Origin of the sequence: Vogesella sp. LIG4, from assembly GCF_900090205.1 — a bacterium.
Lineage (GTDB): Bacteria > Pseudomonadota > Gammaproteobacteria > Burkholderiales > Chromobacteriaceae > Vogesella.
The window spans coordinates 210,401-228,062 of the sequence record NZ_LT607802.1 but is presented as its reverse complement, the minus strand read 5'-3'; the positions used below and the strand labels follow the sequence as shown (position 1 = coordinate 228,062).

Annotated in this window: 14 protein-coding genes; 1 reads left to right on the top strand and 13 read right to left on the bottom strand. The window is 62.9% G+C overall.

The annotated features are described in order from the left end of the window. Positions 1-266: 266 nt before the first annotated feature. The 5 genes from PSELUDRAFT_RS01030 to PSELUDRAFT_RS01010 form a co-directional block, all read right to left on the bottom strand. Positions 267-677, bottom strand: a complete 411-nt coding sequence (locus tag PSELUDRAFT_RS01030) for a DUF2721 domain-containing protein (RefSeq protein ID WP_088965093.1) — start codon at positions 675-677, stop codon at positions 267-269. Between the two features lie 2 nt (positions 678-679). Beyond that, complete coding sequence (locus tag PSELUDRAFT_RS01025) at positions 680-1,342, bottom strand: L,D-transpeptidase (protein WP_088965092.1); 663 nt, start codon at positions 1,340-1,342, stop codon at positions 680-682. Between the two features lie 15 nt (positions 1,343-1,357). Beyond that, positions 1,358-2,071, bottom strand: a complete 714-nt coding sequence (gene tadA, locus PSELUDRAFT_RS01020) for a tRNA adenosine(34) deaminase TadA (protein ID WP_088965091.1) — start codon at positions 2,069-2,071, stop codon at positions 1,358-1,360. A gap of 70 nt (positions 2,072-2,141) precedes the next feature. Continuing rightward, positions 2,142-2,840 carry a bifunctional 2-polyprenyl-6-hydroxyphenol methylase/3-demethylubiquinol 3-O-methyltransferase UbiG gene (ubiG, locus tag PSELUDRAFT_RS01015; RefSeq protein WP_088965090.1) on the bottom strand — a complete coding sequence of 233 codons (699 nt, stop codon included), beginning with the start codon at positions 2,838-2,840 and terminating at the stop codon, positions 2,142-2,144. 12 nt (positions 2,841-2,852) lie between these two features. Beyond that, a complete protein-coding gene (locus PSELUDRAFT_RS01010; RefSeq protein ID WP_088965089.1) occupies positions 2,853-4,172 on the bottom strand; it encodes a TRZ/ATZ family hydrolase in 1,320 nt (439 codons plus the stop codon). Positions 4,173-4,339: 167 nt separating this feature from the next. On the opposite strand from PSELUDRAFT_RS01010, the gene PSELUDRAFT_RS01005 reads away from it, so the two are divergent. Next, the gene (locus tag PSELUDRAFT_RS01005) at positions 4,340-7,159 is read left to right on the top strand and encodes a bifunctional diguanylate cyclase/phosphodiesterase (RefSeq protein WP_088965088.1); all 2,820 of its coding nucleotides are present in this window, start codon (positions 4,340-4,342) and stop codon (positions 7,157-7,159) included. Between the two features lie 166 nt (positions 7,160-7,325). Here PSELUDRAFT_RS01005 and sucD read toward each other — a convergent pair whose 3' ends face one another. From sucD to PSELUDRAFT_RS00965, 8 genes are all read right to left on the bottom strand, one after another. Further along, entirely contained in the window at positions 7,326-8,210 is an 885-nt protein-coding gene (gene sucD / locus PSELUDRAFT_RS01000; protein WP_088965087.1) for a succinate--CoA ligase subunit alpha, read from the bottom strand. Positions 8,211-8,237: 27 nt separating this feature from the next. Beyond that, the gene (gene sucC / locus PSELUDRAFT_RS00995; protein WP_088965086.1) at positions 8,238-9,407 is read right to left on the bottom strand and encodes an ADP-forming succinate--CoA ligase subunit beta; all 1,170 of its coding nucleotides are present in this window, start codon (positions 9,405-9,407) and stop codon (positions 8,238-8,240) included. 154 nt (positions 9,408-9,561) lie between these two features. Then, positions 9,562-10,995 carry a dihydrolipoyl dehydrogenase gene (gene lpdA, locus PSELUDRAFT_RS00990; protein ID WP_088965085.1) on the bottom strand — a complete coding sequence of 478 codons (1,434 nt, stop codon included), beginning with the start codon at positions 10,993-10,995 and terminating at the stop codon, positions 9,562-9,564. A gap of 72 nt (positions 10,996-11,067) precedes the next feature. Beyond that, on the bottom strand, positions 11,068-12,312 hold the full coding sequence (gene odhB / locus PSELUDRAFT_RS00985; RefSeq protein ID WP_088965084.1) for a 2-oxoglutarate dehydrogenase complex dihydrolipoyllysine-residue succinyltransferase: 1,245 nt from the start codon (positions 12,310-12,312) through the stop codon (positions 11,068-11,070). A gap of 54 nt (positions 12,313-12,366) precedes the next feature. Beyond that, positions 12,367-15,195: a 2-oxoglutarate dehydrogenase E1 component gene (locus PSELUDRAFT_RS00980; RefSeq protein ID WP_088965083.1), complete on the bottom strand. Its 2,829-nt coding sequence runs from the start codon at positions 15,193-15,195 to the stop codon at positions 12,367-12,369. Between the two features lie 152 nt (positions 15,196-15,347). Beyond that, positions 15,348-16,637, bottom strand: coding sequence for a citrate synthase (gltA, locus tag PSELUDRAFT_RS00975; RefSeq protein WP_088965082.1), 1,290 nt, complete (start codon positions 16,635-16,637; stop codon positions 15,348-15,350). Between the two features lie 57 nt (positions 16,638-16,694). Further along, positions 16,695-16,943 (bottom strand): succinate dehydrogenase assembly factor 2, encoded by a 249-nt coding sequence (locus tag PSELUDRAFT_RS00970; protein WP_088965081.1) that lies wholly within the window; start codon positions 16,941-16,943, stop codon positions 16,695-16,697. Next, on the bottom strand, positions 16,940-17,644 hold the full coding sequence (locus PSELUDRAFT_RS00965; protein ID WP_088965080.1) for a succinate dehydrogenase iron-sulfur subunit: 705 nt from the start codon (positions 17,642-17,644) through the stop codon (positions 16,940-16,942). Before PSELUDRAFT_RS00965 ends, PSELUDRAFT_RS00970 begins: the two co-directional genes overlap by 4 nt. Between the last annotated feature and the right edge of the window lie 18 nt (positions 17,645-17,662).

Sequence of the window (17,662 nt, the reverse complement as noted above, 5' to 3'; positions counted from 1 at the left end):
CGGCGCATTGTGGCAAAAATAAAACGATTGTTTTAATGTCGATAGAAAAAGCTTGCGTATAAAAGGTGGCAAACCTACTATTCAAACGCTTGTTTAATCAAGGCCAAGCGAGGAAATCAGGGGCTAACACGACAAGTGGCTCGCAAGGTGAGTTTGAACAGCTGCTTCAAGAGCAATAACGCTGTTATTGCATGTTCCGTCAGGAACCTTGCAGGTACGACACGGGTGTTGACCTCTCCCAGGGCGGGAGAGGTCTTTTTTTTTGCTCAGCGCCGGCCGCGTTCGCGTTCGGCGGCGATCAGGTCGGACAGCAGGATGTTCAGCGCATCGGTGGACATGCGCAGCTCCAAGAGCGACATGCCCAGCGACATGATCATCAGCAGCAGGCTGGTGCCGAAGATGAACTGCGCGGCTTGCGGCCAACCGGTGTAGATCAGCAGCATGGCCACCACGCACAGGAACAGGCTGCCCACTCCCAGCGACTGCATCCATTTGATCAGCGCAATGCGCTGGCGCAGGTTGCCGATCTGCTGCACCAGCTTCTCGCTGGGCGTTTGCTGGTAGTCGTCGTACAGGTTGCGGATGATGCCGGCCAGCGCCAGGTAGCGGTTGGTATAGGCCAGCAGCAGCAGGGAAATGGCGGGAAACAGCAGGGCAGGGGTGGTGAGGCTTAGCATGGTTACAGGTTTTCGTTGATCAGCACATCCAGGCCGTTACCGGTCTGGGCAAACAGTTCGATGATGTCTTCGTTGCGCATGCGCACACAGCCGCGCGAGGTGGGCGTGCCGAAGGCCACGTGCTCGCCGGCGCCATGAATATAGATGGCGCGGTCGTAGCTATCCACCGGGCCGCCCTGGTTCTTGCCGGGTTCCATGCCGCACAGCCACAGGATGCGGGTGAGGATCCAGTCCTTGTCCGGGTATTCCTGATGCAGCTGCGGCGTGTATTTCCACGGCGTAACCTGGCGACGGTAGATGATGGTACCCGCTTCGACACCATCGCCGATACGCTCGCAAACCCTGTGCCAGCCTCGCGGCGTCTGATAGCTGTTTTCCTGCTCGCCCACGCCGTTCTTGGCGGTGGACACCGCGTAGCGGGCACGCGCCACGCCCAGCTCATCGTAGTACACCAGGCTCTGGCTGCGCACGCCGATTTCCAGCCACGGCATGCCGGGTGTGTAGGGGTTGGGTTTGATGGCGGCGGCGACCAGCGGCTGCTGCTGGCTGGCCAGCAGGTAGGATGCCTCCGGCGGCGTGGCCGCCAGCGCGGGCAACGACAGGTGGACCAGTAAAAGCAGGGCCGGCAAAAGCAGGGCGGACAAGCGCGGCAGTGGGTGGAGCATGCTGCTCTCCTTGTTTTACCTGCGTTGGGCAAAGAAAGCAGCCAGAAGTGCCGCCGCTGCTGCGTCTTCTATGCCGCCATCCACCGCGGTGTGGTGGTTGAGGCGACGCTCGGCAAACAGGTCGAGCACGCTGCCGGCAGCGCCGGTGCGCGGCTCGGCGGCGCCGTACAGCACGTGATCCAGCCGGCTGTGCAGGATGGCGCCGGCGCACATGGCGCAAGGCTCCAGCGTGACGTACAGCTGGCAGCCGTGCAGGCGGTAATTGCCAAGCCGGGCCGCGGCATCGCGCAGCGCCACCATTTCAGCATGGGCGCTGGGGTCGTGGCTGCCAACCGGCTGGTTGTAGCCGCGCCCGACAATGCGGCCCTGCTGCACCACTACCGCGCCTACCGGCACCTCGCCGTGGCGGGCGGCCTCCGCTGCCAGTGCCAGCGCCTCGGCCATGAAGCGCTGCCGCTCCGCCTGCGGCGGCAGCGGCCGTACCGGGGCATGGTTGGCCGCAGCCGCACGCAAGCCGGCCCGGTCGTCATCAGCCAGTGCCGACCAGTGCTCGCCGCGCGCGGCAGCTTCCAGCGCGAACAGCAGCCGCTCGGTGGCGCTGTGGCCGGCGGCCTTCAGCAGCAGGTAGGCACGCACCGCGCCAACGGCCTGCAGCTCGGCACGGCTGTGGATGTTCAGTGCTGCCAGCCAGCGGATGGCATTGGGCGGCAGCGGTGGGGAGCTCAGCATGGCATGGTGGCAAGCAATGCGGCCAACCTGGCAGTGCCGGGTTGGCCGCAAGTGAATGACTGTGCGGACATCAGCCCGGACGGCGCATGGCCATCAGGTAATTGACGTCGGTATCGTCATTCAGACTATAGATACGGGTGAGCGGGTTGTAGCCCATACCCTTTACCTGCACCAGTTCCAGCCCGGCGCCGCGTGCCATGCGCGCCAGTTCCGACGGCTTGAGGAAGCGCTTGTACTCGTGGGTGCCGCGCGGCAGCATGTTCAGCACGTATTCGGCGCCGACCACTGCCAGCAGATAGGCCTTGGCATTGCGGTTGAGGGTGGAGAAGAACACCTGGCCGCCCGGCTTCACCAGCTCGGCGCAGGCGCGCACCACGCTCAGCGGATCCGGCACGTGTTCCAGCATTTCCATGCAGGTCACCACGTCGAAGCTGGCCGGCGCTTCTGCGGCCAACTCTTCCACCGGTACGCAGCGGTAGCTGACGCTGACGCCGGATTCCAGGCTGTGCAGCTGGGCGACCTTCAGCGACTTCTTCGCCAGGTCGATACCGGTGACGGTGGCGCCCGTGGCGGCCATGCTCTCGGCCAGGATGCCGCCGCCGCAGCCCACGTCCAGCACGGTCTTGCCGCTGATGGCGGCGAAGTCGTCGATAAAGCCCAGGCGCAGCGGGTTGATCTCGTGCAGCGGTTTGAACTCGCTGTCCTTGTCCCACCACTTGTGGGCAATCTGGCTGAATTTGTCCAGTTCCAGTTCGTCTACATTGCTCATCGTGTTATCCGCTTATTTAGCCAGAATGCGTACGCGCCAGTCTTCGGCGCGAGCCTTCAGTTCCGCTTCGTCCAGCGTGGTCAGTGCGCGTTCGCGCAGCACCTGGCGGCCGTTCACCCAGACGTGGCTCACCTGTTCGCGGCCGGCGGCGTAGACGATGTGCGAGATCGGGTCGAACTGCGGGCTGGTTTCCACCGCCGACAGGTCCACGGCGATCAGGTCGGCCTGCTTGCCCACGCTGACCGTGCCCACCTTGTCGGCAATGCCCAGCGCCTGAGCGCCGTGCAGGGTGGCCATGCGGATGGCGGTGGCCGCCGGCACGGCAGTGGGGTCCAGCGTGCCGACCTTGGCCAGCAGCGCGCCCATGCGGGTCTCGCTCAGCATGTCCAGCTTGTTGTTGGAGGCGGCGCCGTCGGTGCCGATGCCCACGTTCACGCCTGCGGCCAACAGCTTCTGTACCGGGGCAATGCCGGAGGCCAGCTTCATGTTGGAAGTGGGGTTGTGGGCGATGGACACGCCATGTTTGGCCACCAGCGCGATTTCCTCGTCGCTGAGGTGCACCATGTGCGCGGCGATCAGGCGCGGCGACAGCAGGCCCAGGTTCGCCAGGCGCGCCAGCGGGCGCTGCTTGTACTGGTCGATGCTGCCGTTCACTTCATCCATGGTTTCGTGGATGTGGCAGTGGATCAGCATGTCTTCCTGCTCGGCCAGGGTGATGACCTTGCGGAAGGTGTCGTCGGCCACCGTGTACGGGGCATGCGGCGCCAGGGTGAAGGTGATCAGCTCTTCGCCCAGGAACTGCTGGCGCTCGGCCATGCCCTTGGCGATGTAGTCGTCGGCGTTCTGGCCGTAGACGGTGGGGAATTCCAGGATCGAACAGCCGACGAAGGTACGCATGCCGGCAGCCAGGCCGGCGCGGCCCATGGCGGCATGGAAGAAATACATATCGTTGATGGTGGTGGTGCCGCTGCGGAACATTTCACCCATTGCCAATAAGGCACCATCGAATACAAAGGCATCGCTGACATGCTTGCCTTCCGCCGGCCAGATATGGTTCTGCAGCCAGTCCATCAGCGCCTTGTCATCGGCCATGCCGCGCAGCAGGGTCATGGCGGAATGGCCATGCAGGTTCACCAGGCCCGGCATCAGCACGTGCTGCGGCAGGTCGATGCGCTCGGCGGCACTGGCGCCGGCGATTTCTTCCGGGCGCAGGATGGCGACGATGCGGCCGTTGCGCACGGCCACGGCATGGTTTTCCAGTACCAGGCCATCTTGTTCGACTGTAATGATCCAGCGCGCGCTGATCAGCTGATCGAATGCGGTGTTTTGCATGAATATTTGCCTATAAAAGTATGCGGGCGATTGTAGGCGCTGGCTTCCTGATTCGGCAACCTGACTTATACTATGCAAATGGAGAAAATCCGCGCGATCTACAGCGCTTCCGTATAATCTTCAAAATATTTGCAGCAACACTTTTCGCTGTTGGGGAAACCGCTTCCATGACCCAGAAACCGGACAATTTCGATAGCTACGCCATCGGTTCGCGCTTGTCGTTGCGCCAGGTGTTTTTAATGGCGCTGGTACTGGGCCTGTTGATTCCAGCCATCATCATCAGTGTGCTGACCTTCAACCTGCAGCGCGAGCAGGCGGAAAACCAGCTGGCGGTGGACCAGAAACGCCTGCTGGACATCGTGGCGCTGGGCATGCAGGAGCCGCTGTGGAACCTCAGCCGCCAGGCCGGCGCACCGCTGGTGTCCTCGGTGATGGACGACCCGCGGGTGATCTCCATCCGCGTGACCGACACGCAGTCCAATACCGTCTTCCTGTCCACCCTGCGTAGCGAGCGCCGCATCGGCAGCGTGGCCTTCGTGCAGAAACCGGTGGTGTACCGCGGCGAGGAGATCGGCCAGGTCAGCATCGAATTCGATACCGAACACCTGGCAATCTACCAGCGCAACCAGCTGAAGAACCTGCTGCTGATCGTGGCGGCGCAGCTGCTGCTGTCGGTGGTGCTGGTGATGACGATTCTGCATTCGCGCTTCCTGCGCCCCATTGCCCAGCTGTCGCAGCAGGCCACCAGGTTGGCCGCATTGAAACTGGACGAACCGTTCCACTGGGGGCGGCATGACGAGATCGGCACTGTGGGCAAGCACCTGGAGTGGACCCGCTCCGAACTGAAGCGCCTGATCGACGAGCTGAAGGCCAAGACCCTGGCGCTGGAGGCGGACATCGAACGCCGCCGCGAGGTGGAGGATGCGCTGCGCCGCTCCGAGAACAAATACCGCGAGCTGTTCTGGTCCAACCTGGACGGCATCGTGATCAGCTCGCTGGAAGGGCAGATCATCGACGCCAACCCGGCCTTCCTCAGCCTGCTGGGCTACAGCCTGGACCAGCTCAAGCTGCAGAATTTCTGGGGCCTGCTGGACCGCGACAGCGAGGCGCAGGAGCGCTACAACCTGGATAACAAGGTGATGCGCTTCGGCTTCTGCGACGAATTCGAAGTGCAGTACATCAACCGCATCGGCAACCCGATCCCGGTCAGCGTCAAGACCGTGGCGATGCGCGACGCCAGCGGCCGCATCACCGCAGTGTGGCGCATGGTGCGCGATATTTCCGAGCGCCGCGCCGCCGAAGAGCGCATGCAGCTGGCGGCCAAGGTGTTCGAGAACACCGCCGAAGGCATCATGATTACCGACGGCGAAGTGCGCATCCGCAGCGTGAACCGCGCCTTCACCGAAATCACCGGCTTCACCCAGGAAGAAGTGCTGAGCCAGCGCCCGATGGTGCTCAGCTCCGGCCGCCACAGCAAAGAGTTCTACGACAGCCTGTGGCAGGTGCTGAGCGAGCAGGGCTCGTGGCAGGGCGAGGTGTGGAACCGCCGCAAGAACGGCGAGGTATACCCGGAGTGGCTGGCCATCAACGCGGTGAAGAGCCCGTCCGGCGACGTTACCCACTACGTGGCCATCTTCAGCGACCAGTCCGAGCGCAAGGCGGCGGACGAACGCATCCAGTTCCTGGCGCACTTCGACGTGCTCACCGGCCTGCCCAACCGCGGTCACCTGCAGGATCGCGCGTTGCTGGCGATCCAGAACGCCACCCACGACAACGGCAAGCTGGGCATCCTGCTGCTGGACCTGGACCGCTTCAAGACCATCAACGAGTCGCTGGGCCATGCCGCCGGCGACATCCTGCTCAAGATCGCGTCGGAACGCATCCGCAGCGTGCTGGGCAGCGGCGAGGTGGTGGCGCGCCAGGGTGGCGACGAATTCATCATCCTGCTGCCGCTGGTCAGCGATGCCGCCGCCGCCGCACACGTGGCCGAGCGCATCCTCACCGAGTTCACCACCCCGCTGGAGGTGTACAACCACTCGCTGATGGTCACCGGCAGTATCGGCATCAGCGTGTTCCCGGATGACGGCCGCGATTTCGACACCCTGGTGCGCAACGCCGACGCGGCGATGTATCACGCCAAGTCCAGCGGCCGTAACAACTACAAGTTCTACACTGCCGACCTCAATGCCCGCGCCCGCGAGATCCTGGCCATCGAAAGCCAGCTGCGCTACGCGGTGGAGCGCGGCGAGTTCGTGCTGCACTACCAGCCGCAGGTGGAAATCCGCACCGGCCGCATCATCGGCGCCGAGGCGCTGATTCGCTGGAACCACCCGTCGCTGGGCCTGCTGGGGCCGCTGCACTTCATCGACGTGGCCGAGGAGCGCGGCTTTATCGTGCAGATCGGCAACTGGGTGATCCGCGAGGCCTGCCGCCAGATTGCCGCCTGGTACGCCGCCGGCCTGCCGCTGATTACCGTGGGCGTCAACCTGTCGGCACTGCAGTTCCGCCACGAGGACCTGACCCAGGTGCTGGGCAATGCGCTGGCCACCTACAACCTGCCGGGCAGCTGCCTGGACGTGGAGGTGACCGAGAGCGTGATCATGGACGACCTGGAGTCCACGGTGCAGGCGATCCGCGCCATCCAGGACATGGGCATCCGCATGTCCATCGACGACTTCGGCACCGGCTACTCCAGCCTGGCCTATCTGAAGCGCTTCAAGGCCGACAAGCTGAAGATCGACCGTTCCTTCGTGCGCGACATTCCGGACGACCAGGACGACACCGCCATTACCCGCGCCATCATCAATATGGCGAAGAACCTGAACATGCAGGTGGTGGCGGAAGGGGTGGAAACCATCGAGCAGTGGCGCTTCCTGGAGCAGCACGGCTGCGACCAGGTACAGGGCTACCTGCTGGCCAAACCGATGCCGGCGGAGCAGGTGGAGCCGTTGCTGCGCCAGGAAAGCCTGTTGCCACAGGAAGGCTGATGCGGCCAACCTGTGTCCGCTGTTCAAAACCCCGCTGCGGCGGGGTTTTTGTTTGCCTGCGGCCGCTCAGGGTTGGCCGCAAGGGCAGGGCTGCCGGGCTTGTCGATGATGGGCAATAAAAAACCCCGCCGGTTGGCGGGGTTGCTTCCGTTCGATCAGAACCGGATCAGATCATGCCCTTGGACTTCAGCAGTTCGAACATGGTCTTGCCGATTTCGGCCGGGCTGCGGGTGTAGGCGATGCCTGCACGCTCGAAAGCCTTGAACTTCTCTTCGGCAGTACCCTTGCCGCCGGAGATGATGGCGCCGGCGTGACCCATGCGCTTGCCTTTCGGGGCGGTAACACCGGCGATGTAGCCTACTACCGGCTTGGTCACGTACTGCTTGGCGAACTCGGCTGCCTCTTCCTCGGCGCTACCGCCGATTTCACCGATCATGATGATGGCGTCGGTATCCGGATCGTCCTGGAACAGTTTCAGGGAGTCGATGTGGGAGGTACCCGGGATCGGGTCGCCGCCGATACCGATACAAGTGGACTGGCCCAGGCCCAGGGCGGTGGTTTGTGCCACTGCTTCGTAGGTCAGGGTGCCGGAGCGGGACACGATGCCGATACGGCCCGGGTTGTGGATGTGCCACGGCATGATGCCGATCTTGCACTCACCCGGGGTGATGATACCCGGGCAGTTCGGGCCGATCAGGCGGATGCCGGCTTCGTCCACGGCTTTCTTCACGTACAGCATGTCCAGGGTCGGCACGCCTTCGGTGATGCACACGATCAGCTTAACGCCGCTGTCGATGGCTTCCAGGATGGAATCCTTGGCGAAAGCTGCCGGTACGTAGATCACGGAAGCATCGGCCTGGGTCTGGCGAACGGCGTCCTTCATGGTGTTGAACACCGGCAGGCCCAGGTGCTCAGCACCGCCCTTGCCCGGGGTAACGCCGCCGACAACCTTGGTGCCGCACTTCAGTGCCTGTTCGGCGTGGAAAGTACCGTTCTTGCCGGTGAAACCTTGCACCAGCACTTTGGTGTCTTTGTTTACCAATACGCTCATTTTGAAATCCTTATGCGGTGCGGGTGATTAGAGGGCGGCAACGGCAGCAACGATCTTCTCGGCTGCGTCGTTCAGGCCCTGGGCGGAGGTCAGTTTCAGACCGGAGTCGTCCAGGATCTTGGCGCCCAGCTCGGCGTTGTTGCCTTCCAGGCGCACAACTACCGGCACGGTCACGTTCACTTCCTTCACCGCGGCAATGATCGCTTCGGCGATCATGTCGCAACGCACGATACCGCCGAAGATGTTGATCAGCACGCCCTGTACCGAGGTATCGGCCAGGATCAGCTTGAACGCTTCGATCACGCGCTCCTTGGTAGCGCCGCCGCCCACGTCCAGGAAGTTGGCCGGCTGGCCACCCTTCAGCTTGATGATGTCCATGGTGGCCATGGCCAGACCGGCGCCGTTCACCATGCAGCCGATGTTGCCTTCCAGTGCCACGTAGTTCAGGTCGAACTCGGAAGCTTTCACTTCACGCTCGTTCTCCTGCGACTTGTCGCGCATGGCCAGCAGTTCCGGGTGACGGTACAGGGCGTTGGAGTCCAGGTTGATCTTGCCGTCTACGCAGGCCAGTTCGCCGTTTTCGCGCAGCGCCAGCGGGTTTACTTCGAACAGGGCGAAGTCGTTCTCGATGAAGGCCTTGGCGGCGCCCAGGAACAGTTTGGTGAAAGCGGCAACCTGCGCGCCTTCCAGACCCAGGGCAAATGCGGCATCACGGCCCTGGAACGGCTGAGCGCCAACCAGCGGGTCGATCTCGATCTTGATGATCTTTTCCGGGGTTTCCTCGGCAACCTTCTCGATCTCGACACCACCCTCGGTCGATACCATGAACACCACGCGCTGGGTGCCACGGTCAACCACGGCGCCCAGGTACAGTTCGCGCTGTACCGGGTACATGTCTTCGCATACCAGCACGCTGTTTACCGGCTGGCCGGCGGCGTCGGTCTGATAGGTCACCAGGTTGGTGCCGATCAGGGTCTTGGCTACCTCGGCGGCTTCTTCGCGGCTCTTCACCACTTTTACACCACCGGCCTTGCCACGGCCACCGGCGTGCACCTGGGCCTTCACAACGGCAAACTTGCCGCCCAGCTTGTCGTAAGCAGCAGCAGCTTCTTCCGGCGAGTTGGCCAGAATGCCCTGTTGCACCGGCAGGCCGTACTTGGCCAGCAGCTCTTTCGCTTGGTATTCGTGCAGGTTCATTGAGTTTCCTTTCGGGTGGAAATGATGGCGGGGCCTGTCTGGCCAACGTCTCTATTCCTTGGCTGCTCGCACAGCCTTATTTTGCAGGCGGCAACCGCAAGCGGTTGCCGCACCGTTCACGTGGGCCGCGATATTGTACACGGCCCGGTTCGCTTTAGCCGTGCAGCGCGCGCTTGTCGGCGGCCAGCGCAGCTTCATGTACCACTTCGGACAGCGACGGGTGAGCGTGGACAATGCGTGCCAGGTCTTCGCTGGCGGCCTTGAACTCCATCGACACCACGCCTTCGGTCACCAGCTCGGACACCATCGGGCCGATCATGTGCAGGCCGAGGATGCGGTCGGTCTTGGCGCAGGCCAAGAGCTTGACGGTACCCTGGGCATGGCCCAGACCCAGCGCGCGACCGTTGGCCGCAAAGCCGGAAGTGCCCTTCTTGTACTCGATGCCTTCGGCCTTGAGCTGCTCTTCGGTCTTGCCGACCCAGGCGATTTCCGGCGAGGTGTAGATCACCCACGGAATCACGCCGAAGTCCACGTGCGGCTTCTGGCCGGCGATGCGCTCGGCAACCGCCACGCCTTCTTCGGACGCCTTGTGCGCCAGCATCGGGCCGCGCACCACGTCGCCGATCGCCCATACGTTCGGCAGGTTGGTGTGGCAGTGATCGTCCACCACCACGAAACCGCGCTCGTCCAGCTGCAGGTTCACGTTGTCGGCACCCAGGCCGCCGGTGTTCGGCACGCGGCCGATGGCCACGATCAGCTTGTCGAACTCGGCCTTCACGGCTTCGCCGTTCAGTTCGTAGTTCACGGTGACGCTGTTGGCGCCCTTGCTGATTTCACCGATCTTCACGCCCAGCTTGATGTCGAGGCCGGTGTCCTTGGTCAGGCTCTTGAACGCTTCCTTGGCGATCTGCTGGTCGGCAGCGGCCAGGAAGGTCGGCATGGCTTCCAGGATGGTGACGTCGGCGCCCAGGCGCTTCCATACCGAACCCATTTCCAGGCCGATCACGCCGGCGCCGATCACGCCCAGGCGGGCCGGTACGTCAGCCAGCGCCAGCGCGCCGGCGTTGTCCAGCACCAGCTGGTTGTCGGTATCCAGGCCCGGCAGCTGGCGCGGGTTGGAACCGGTGGCCACGATCACGTGGCTGGCTTCCAGGGTGTCCACCACGGCGCCGTTGTCGGTCACTTCGATGACCCACTTGTCGCCCTGGCGGGATTTCAGCGTACCCAGGCCGTGGATGTTGGCAACCTTGTTCTTCTTGAACAGGAAGGCGATGCCGCCGGCGTTCTTGGTGATGATGCCGTTCTTGCGATCCAGCATGGTGGCCACGTCCATCTTGGCACCGTCTACCGAGATGCCGTGCTTGGCGAAGTCATGCTGGATGGCGTGGAAGTTTTCCGAGGACTGCAGCAGCGCCTTGGACGGGATGCAACCCACGTTCAGGCAGGTGCCGCCCAGGGAGGCCTTGCCTTCCGGGTTCTTGTAGGCGTCCACGCAGGCGGTATTGAAACCCAGCTGGGCGGCGCGGATGGCGGCTACGTAACCGCCGGGGCCGCCGCCGATCACTACTACGTCGAATTGTTGGCTCATTGAGTCTTTCCTTTGCACGTTGCGGCCAACCCTGGGGTTGGCCGCACGCGGATGTGCCGAAGCAGGCTGTACTTACAGGTCCAGGATCAGGCGGGCCGGATCTTCGATGGCATCCTTGATGGCCACCAGGCTCAGTACGGCTTCACGGCCGTCGATGATGCGGTGGTCGTAGGACTGGGCCAGGTACATCATCGGGCGAACCACAACCTGACCGTTTTCCACCACGGCACGTTCCTTGGTGGCGTGCATGCCCAGGATCGCGGATTGCGGCGGGTTGATGATCGGGGTGGACATCATGGAGCCGAAGGTACCGCCGTTGGAGATGGTGTAGGTACCGCCGGTCAGTTCCTCAACGGTCAGCTTGCCTTCCTGGGCGCGCTTGCCGAAGTCGGCGATCTGCTTCTCGATCTCGGCCAGGCTCAGCTGGTCGGCATTGCGGATGACCGGTACTACCAGGCCGCGCGGGCTGCCAACGGCCACGCCGATGTCGAAGTAGCCGTGGTAGATGATGTCGTTGCCATCAACCGAGGCGTTCACTACCGGGTATTTCTTCAGTGCGGCAACCACGGCCTTCACGAAGAAGCCCATGAAGCCCAGCTTCACGCCGTGCTCTTTCTCGAACTTGTCCTTGTACTTGGCACGCAGGTCCATCACCGGCTTCATGTTGATTTCGTTGAAGGTGGTGAGGATGGCGTTGGTCTGCTGCGACATTACCAGACGCTCGGCCACGCGCTGGCGCAGACGGGACATCGGCACGCGCTGTTCCGGACGGCCGGACAGTACCGAGGTGTTGATCGCCGGAGTGGTGGCCAGTGCCTGGCCAACGTTGGCCGCAGTGGCGGACAGTACCGGGGCGGCTTGTGCCGGGGCGGACGGCTTGGCGGCAGCCACGTCTTCTTTCAGGATGCGACCGTCGCGGCCGGAGCCGGCTACGTCAGCCAGGTTCACGCCGGTTTCGGCAGCCAGCTTGGCAGCGGACGGCATGGCGGCGCCACCGGTGGCAGCCTGTACCGGGGCAGCGGCAGGGGCGGCAGCCACAGCGGCTGCAGCGGCCGGGGCAGTAGCGCCGGCAGTGGCTTCAGTGTCGATGTGAGCGATCAGCTGGCCGGAGGTAACGGTAGCACCGTCCTGCTCAACGATCTTCACCAGTACACCAGCTTGCGGTGCCGGCAGTTCCAGTACCACCTTGTCGGTTTCCAGATCGATCAGGTTCTCGTCACGGGCAACCGCCTGGCCGACTTGCTTGTGCCAGGTCATCAGGGTGGCTTCGGAAACGGATTCCGGCAGCTGGGGGACTTTGACTTCAATGATGGCCATTGTTCTTCTCCATTGGGGGGCGGCGCACTGCCGCCCCGTTCTTATGTGCAGGTGTTATTTGTTGAACGACAGAGCTTCTTCGACGAAGGCTTTGAGCTGGGCAACGTGCTTGCTCATATAGCCTACGGCCGGGGAGGCGGACGACGGACGGCCGGCGAATTCCAGCGACTGTTTGCCGCTGAGCAGGCCTTCCAGACGGTGGCGGATCTGGTACCAGGCGCCCTGGTTACGCGGCTCTTCCTGCACCCATACCAGCTCCTTCACGTGAGCGTACTGGGCGAGTTCCGCCTGCAGCTGCTCGGTGGGGAACGGGTACAGCTGCTCGATACGCACGATGGCCACGTCTTCTTCCAGACCACGCTCCTTGCGACCGTTCACCAGGTCGTAGTACACCTGGCCGGCACACAGCAGCACGCGCTTCACCTTCTTGGCGTCCTTGATCGAGGCATCGCCGATCACCGGGCGGAAGCTGCCGGAGGTCAGGTCGCTGATCGGGCTCATGGAGTCCTTGTAACGCAGCAGGCGCTTGGACAGGAAGATCACCAGCGGCTTGCGGTACGGACGCAGCACCTGGCGGCGCAGCACGTGGAACATCTGGCTGGCTTCGGACGGCATCACGATCTGCATATTGTGCTCGGCGCACAGCTGCAGCCAGCGTTCCAGGCGGGCGGAGGAGTGCTCCGGGCCCTGGCCATCGTAGCCGTGCGGCAGGATGGTGGTCAGGCCACACAGACGGCCCCACTTGGTTTCGCCGGAGGAGATGAACTGGTCGATGGCTACCTGGGCGCCGTTGGCGAAGTCGCCGAACTGGGCTTCCCAGATCACCAGCTGGTCCGGAGCGGAGCAGGCGTAACCGTACTCGTACGCCAGTACCGCTTCTTCGTTCAGGATCGAGTCGATCACCAGGAACTCGCCCTGGTTTTCGCTCATATTGCGCAGCGGTACGTAGCTGCCCTGGTCCCAGCGCTCGCGGTTCTGGTCGTGCACCACGGAATGGCGGTGCGAGAAGGTGCCGCGGCCGGAGTCTTCACCGGAGAGGCGCACGCCGTAGCCATTGGTCACCAGGCTGGCGTAGGCGGTGATTTCCGCCATGCCCCAGTCCAGCGGCTGGTCGCCGCGGGCCATGGCCATGCGTGCTTCCAGTACTTTCTTCACGGTCGGGTGCGGCTTGAATTCGGCCGGTACGCTGTTGAACTTCTCGGCCAGGCGCAGCAGGTCGGCCTGCGGCAGCGAGGTGTCGGTCGGGTGCGCCCAGTGGGTGCCCTGGTACTGGCTCCAGTCCAGCGCGTGTTCGCGGCGGTAGTTGGACAGCACGGTCTGTTCAACATGCTCGCCCTTGTCCAGCGCATCGCGGTAGGCGCGGATCAGATCGTCGGCTTCCTCGGCCTTCAGCACGCCTTCGGCGACCAGGCGCTGTGCGTACAGTGCGCGGGTGCCCGGGTGCTTGGCGATCTTCTTGTACATCATCGGCTGGGTCAGGAACGGGTCGTCGCCCTCGTTGTGGCCCAGTTTGCGGTAGCACACCAGGTCGATTACCACGTCCTTGTTGAAGGCCATGCGGTAGTCGAGGGCTGCCTGCATCACGTAGCACACTGCTTCCGGATCGTCGCCGTTCACGTGGAAGATCGGTGCTTCGATCATCTTGGCCACGTCGGTACAGTACAGCGTGGAACGCATGTCGCGAGTGTCGGAGGTGGTGAAGCCTACCTGGTTGTTGATCACCAGGTGCAGGGTGCCGCCGGTACCGTAGCCGCGGGTCTGCGACAGGTTGAAGGTACCCTGGTTCACGCCCAGGCCGGCAAAGGCGGAGTCACCGTGGATCAGTACGGCTACCGCGGTCTTGCGCTCGCTGTCCTTGCGGCGGTCCTGACGGGCGCGTACCGAGCCTTCCACCACCGGGTTCACGATTTCCAGATGCGAAGGGTTGAACGCCAGCGATACGTGCATCGGGCCGCTGGCGGTCGGGATGTCGGAGGAGAAGCCCATGTGGTACTTCACGTCACCGGACGCCAGATCCTGGGCCGCCTTGCCTTCGAATTCGGCGAACAGGTCACGCGGCAGCTTGCCCAGGGTGTTTACCAGCACGTTCAGGCGGCCACGGTGGGCCATGCCGATGATCAGTTCCTGGATGCCGTGCGCGGTGCCGGTCTGGATCAGCTGATCCAGTGCGGCGATGGCGGCTTCGCCACCTTCCAGCGAGAAGCGCTTCTGGCCCACGTAGCGGGTGTGCAGGTAGCGCTCCAGGGTCTCGGCAGCGGTAATCTGCTTGAGGATGCGTTTTTTCTTGTCGGCGCCGTAACGCGGGGTGGACAGATCACCTTCGAAACGCTGACGAATCCAGTGTTTTTCGTCGGAGTTGGTGATGTGCATGTATTCCACGCCCACATTGCCGCCGTAGGTCTGCTTCAGACGGGCAATGATGTCGGACAGCGGCAGCTTCTGCGGAGCTACCAGGGAGCCGACGTTGAACTGCACGGCCATGTCGGCGTCGGACAGACCGTGGGTGGCCGGGTCCAGTTCGCGAACGGTGGCCTGATCCATGCGCTTGAGCGGGTCGAGGTTGGCCTGACGGGAGCCCAGCACGCGCCAGGCGGAGATCAGCTTCAGTACGCCAACCTGCTTCTGCATCGATTCCCAGTTGGCCACATCGCTGCTGCGCTGGCCGGTAATCGGCTTCTTGGCCAGCTGGATGAAGGATTCCTGAATCGGCTGGTGCGCCACGTCGCGATCGGCGGCGCCCGGCGACATCGCCAGCTTGTCGAAGTAATCCCGCCATTCTGCCGGAACCACGTTCGGATCAGCGAGGTACTGCTCGTACAGCTCCTCGATGAACGGTGCATTCCCACCAAACAGGTGGGAATGACTGTACATGGATTGCATCATTGTTCGACCCTTTTGTCTGCGTTGCAGCTTTACTAAAACCGTTTTGACAAAGAGAACGGCGCGTGTAGGCGTAGCGCCACTCTCTTTGACGGAACGTTCTTGCGTTCGGGGGAGAGGGTTGGCCGCATGCGGCCAACCCATGCGTCATACCGTTAGCGCTTGTCTACCGGTACGAAGTCGCGGCGCGGCGAGCCGGTGTACAGCTGGCGCGGACGACCGATCTTCATGCCCGGGTCGGCGATCATTTCGGTCCAGTGCGAGATCCAGCCCACGGTGCGTGCCAGGGCGAAGATCGGGGTGAACATGGATACCGGGATGCCGATGGCGGACAGCACGATGCCGGAGTAGAAGTCCACGTTCGGGTACAGCTTGCGCTCGATGAAGTACGGGTCTTCCAGCGCAATCTTTTCCAGTGCCATGGCCAGCTTGAACTTCGGATCGTCCTGCAGACCCAGTTCGGTCAGCACTTCGTCGCAGGTCTGCTTCATGATGGCGGCGCGCGGGTCCATGTTCTTGTACACGCGGTGGCCGAAGCCCATCAGTTTGTAGCGCTTGTCCTTCACGCCCTGCATGAAGTCGGCTACGTGATCCACGCTGCCGATTTCGTCCAGCATCTTCAGTACGGCCTCGTTGGCGCCACCGTGGGACGGGCCCCACAGGCAGGCGATACCGGCGGCGATACACGCGAACGGGTTGGCACCGGAGGAGCCGGCCAGACGCACGGTGGAGGTGGAGGCGTTCTGCTCGTGGTCGGCGTGCAGGGTGAAGATGCGGTCCAGTGCGCGCGCGGTTACCGGGTTCACCTTGTACTCTTCGCACGGGGTGGAGAACATCATGTGCAGGAAGTTCTCGGCAAAGGTCAGGCCGTTTTTCGGGTAGGAGAACGGCAGGCCCTTGTTGTAGCGGTAAGCCTGGGCTGCGATGTTCGGCAGCTTGGCGATCAGGCGGTGTGCCGAAATCTTGCGGTGTTCCGCGTTATTGATGTCCAGCGAGTCGTGGTAGAAGGCGGACAGCGCACCCACTACACCCACCATCACTGCCATCGGGTGCGCGTCGCGGCGGAAACCCTTGTAGAAGCTGATGATCTGGTCGTGCAGCATGTTGTGACGCATGATGCCGCGCTCGAACTCCTTGCGCTGTGCCGCGTTCGGCAGTTCGCCGTTCAGCAGCAGGTAGCACACTTCCAGGTAGTCACTGTTCTCGGCCAGTTGCTCGATCGGGTAGCCGCGGTAGTACAGCTGGCCCAGATCGCCGTCGATGAAGGTGATCTGCGATTCGCAGCTGGCGGTGGCCAGGAAACCCGGGTCGAAGGTGAACATGCCGGTCTTGGAGAAGGCGCGGATGTCAACGACGTCCGGACCGAGGGTGCCCGGCAGTACCGGCAGGTCCAGCGAGTCCTTGCCTTCGTTATAGGTGAGCGTTACTTTGCGATTGTTTTCCACAGCAATACTCCCAGTTTCAGTTTGTGGTCGTTGTAATGTGTTTGCTGCAGCGGCCAGTCAGACTGTCCGCAAGATCCCGATGATGTGTGTCAGTTCGGGATCGGGCACTTCCGCCTTGCCGTTGACGTAGTCCAGGAAGTCGGTGTCGTCGAGATCCAGACACTTCCTGTACGCGGCCAGCTCCGCCGCGGTGAGCTGTTCGAAACGACTGGCGAGGAAACGTTCCAGCACCAGGTCGAGTTCGAGCAGGCCGCGGCGGGAGCGCCAGCGGATCCGTTTGATTTCAACCGGATCGATATCGGTCATACGGCACGCTTGACCATCAGGTCCTTGATCTTGCCGATCGCCTTGGTCGGGTTCAGACCTTTCGGACACACGTCAACGCAGTTCATGATGCTATGGCAGCGGAACAGGCGGTACGGGTCTTCCAGGTTGTCCAGACGCTCGCTGGTGGCGGTGTCGCGGGTATCGGCAATGAAGCGGTACGCTGCGAGCAGGCCGGCCGGGCCAACGAACTTGTCCGGGTTCCACCAGAACGACGGGCAGGAAGTGGAACAGCACGCACACAGGATGCACTCGTACAGGCCGTCCAGCTCCAGACGGTCTTCCGGCGACTGCAGGCGTTCCTTTTCCGGACGCGGGGTGTCGTTGATCACGTACGGCTTGATCGAGTGGTACTGCTTGAAGAACTGGGTCATGTCCACGATCAGGTCGCGGATAACCGGCAGGCCCGGCAGCGGACGCAGCTCGATCGGCTGTTTCAGCCCGGCGACGTCGGTGACGCACGCCAGACCGTTCTTGCCGTTGATGTTCATGGCGTCGGAGCCACAGATACCTTCACGGCAGGAGCGGCGGAACGACAGGGTGTCGTCCATGGCCTTCAGCTTCACGATCACGTCCAGCAGTTTTACGTCGTTCGGGCCAAGCTCGATCTCGTAATCCTGCATGTACGGCTTGGCGTCCTTGTCCGGGTCGTAGCGGTAAATGGAAAAACGGGTTTTGGTCATTTCGATCTCCTGGTCGCC

Bases quoted from the DNA above. Each gene is read 5' to 3' on its own strand.
- sucC (WP_088965086.1), bottom strand. From the start codon at position 9,407: ATGAACCTGCACGAATACCAAGCGAAAGAGCTGCTGGCCAAGTACGGC.
- ubiG (WP_088965090.1), bottom strand. From the start codon at position 2,840: ATGAGCAATGTAGACGAACTGGAACTGGACAAATTCAGCCAGATTGCC.
- odhB (WP_088965084.1), bottom strand. From the start codon at position 12,312: ATGGCCATCATTGAAGTCAAAGTCCCCCAGCTGCCGGAATCCGTTTCC.
- PSELUDRAFT_RS01005 (WP_088965088.1), top strand. From the start codon at position 4,340: ATGACCCAGAAACCGGACAATTTCGATAGCTACGCCATCGGTTCGCGC.
- PSELUDRAFT_RS00980 (WP_088965083.1), bottom strand. From the start codon at position 15,195: ATGATGCAATCCATGTACAGTCATTCCCACCTGTTTGGTGGGAATGCA.
- tadA (WP_088965091.1), bottom strand. From the start codon at position 2,071: ATGCTGAGCTCCCCACCGCTGCCGCCCAATGCCATCCGCTGGCTGGCA.
- PSELUDRAFT_RS01010 (WP_088965089.1), bottom strand. From the start codon at position 4,172: ATGCAAAACACCGCATTCGATCAGCTGATCAGCGCGCGCTGGATCATT.
- PSELUDRAFT_RS01030 (WP_088965093.1), bottom strand. From the start codon at position 677: ATGCTAAGCCTCACCACCCCTGCCCTGCTGTTTCCCGCCATTTCCCTG.
- PSELUDRAFT_RS00970 (WP_088965081.1), bottom strand. From the start codon at position 16,943: ATGACCGATATCGATCCGGTTGAAATCAAACGGATCCGCTGGCGCTCC.
- sucD (WP_088965087.1), bottom strand. From the start codon at position 8,210: ATGAGCGTATTGGTAAACAAAGACACCAAAGTGCTGGTGCAAGGTTTC.
- lpdA (WP_088965085.1), bottom strand. From the start codon at position 10,995: ATGAGCCAACAATTCGACGTAGTAGTGATCGGCGGCGGCCCCGGCGGT.
- PSELUDRAFT_RS01025 (WP_088965092.1), bottom strand. From the start codon at position 1,342: ATGCTCCACCCACTGCCGCGCTTGTCCGCCCTGCTTTTGCCGGCCCTG.
- PSELUDRAFT_RS00965 (WP_088965080.1), bottom strand. From the start codon at position 17,644: ATGACCAAAACCCGTTTTTCCATTTACCGCTACGACCCGGACAAGGAC.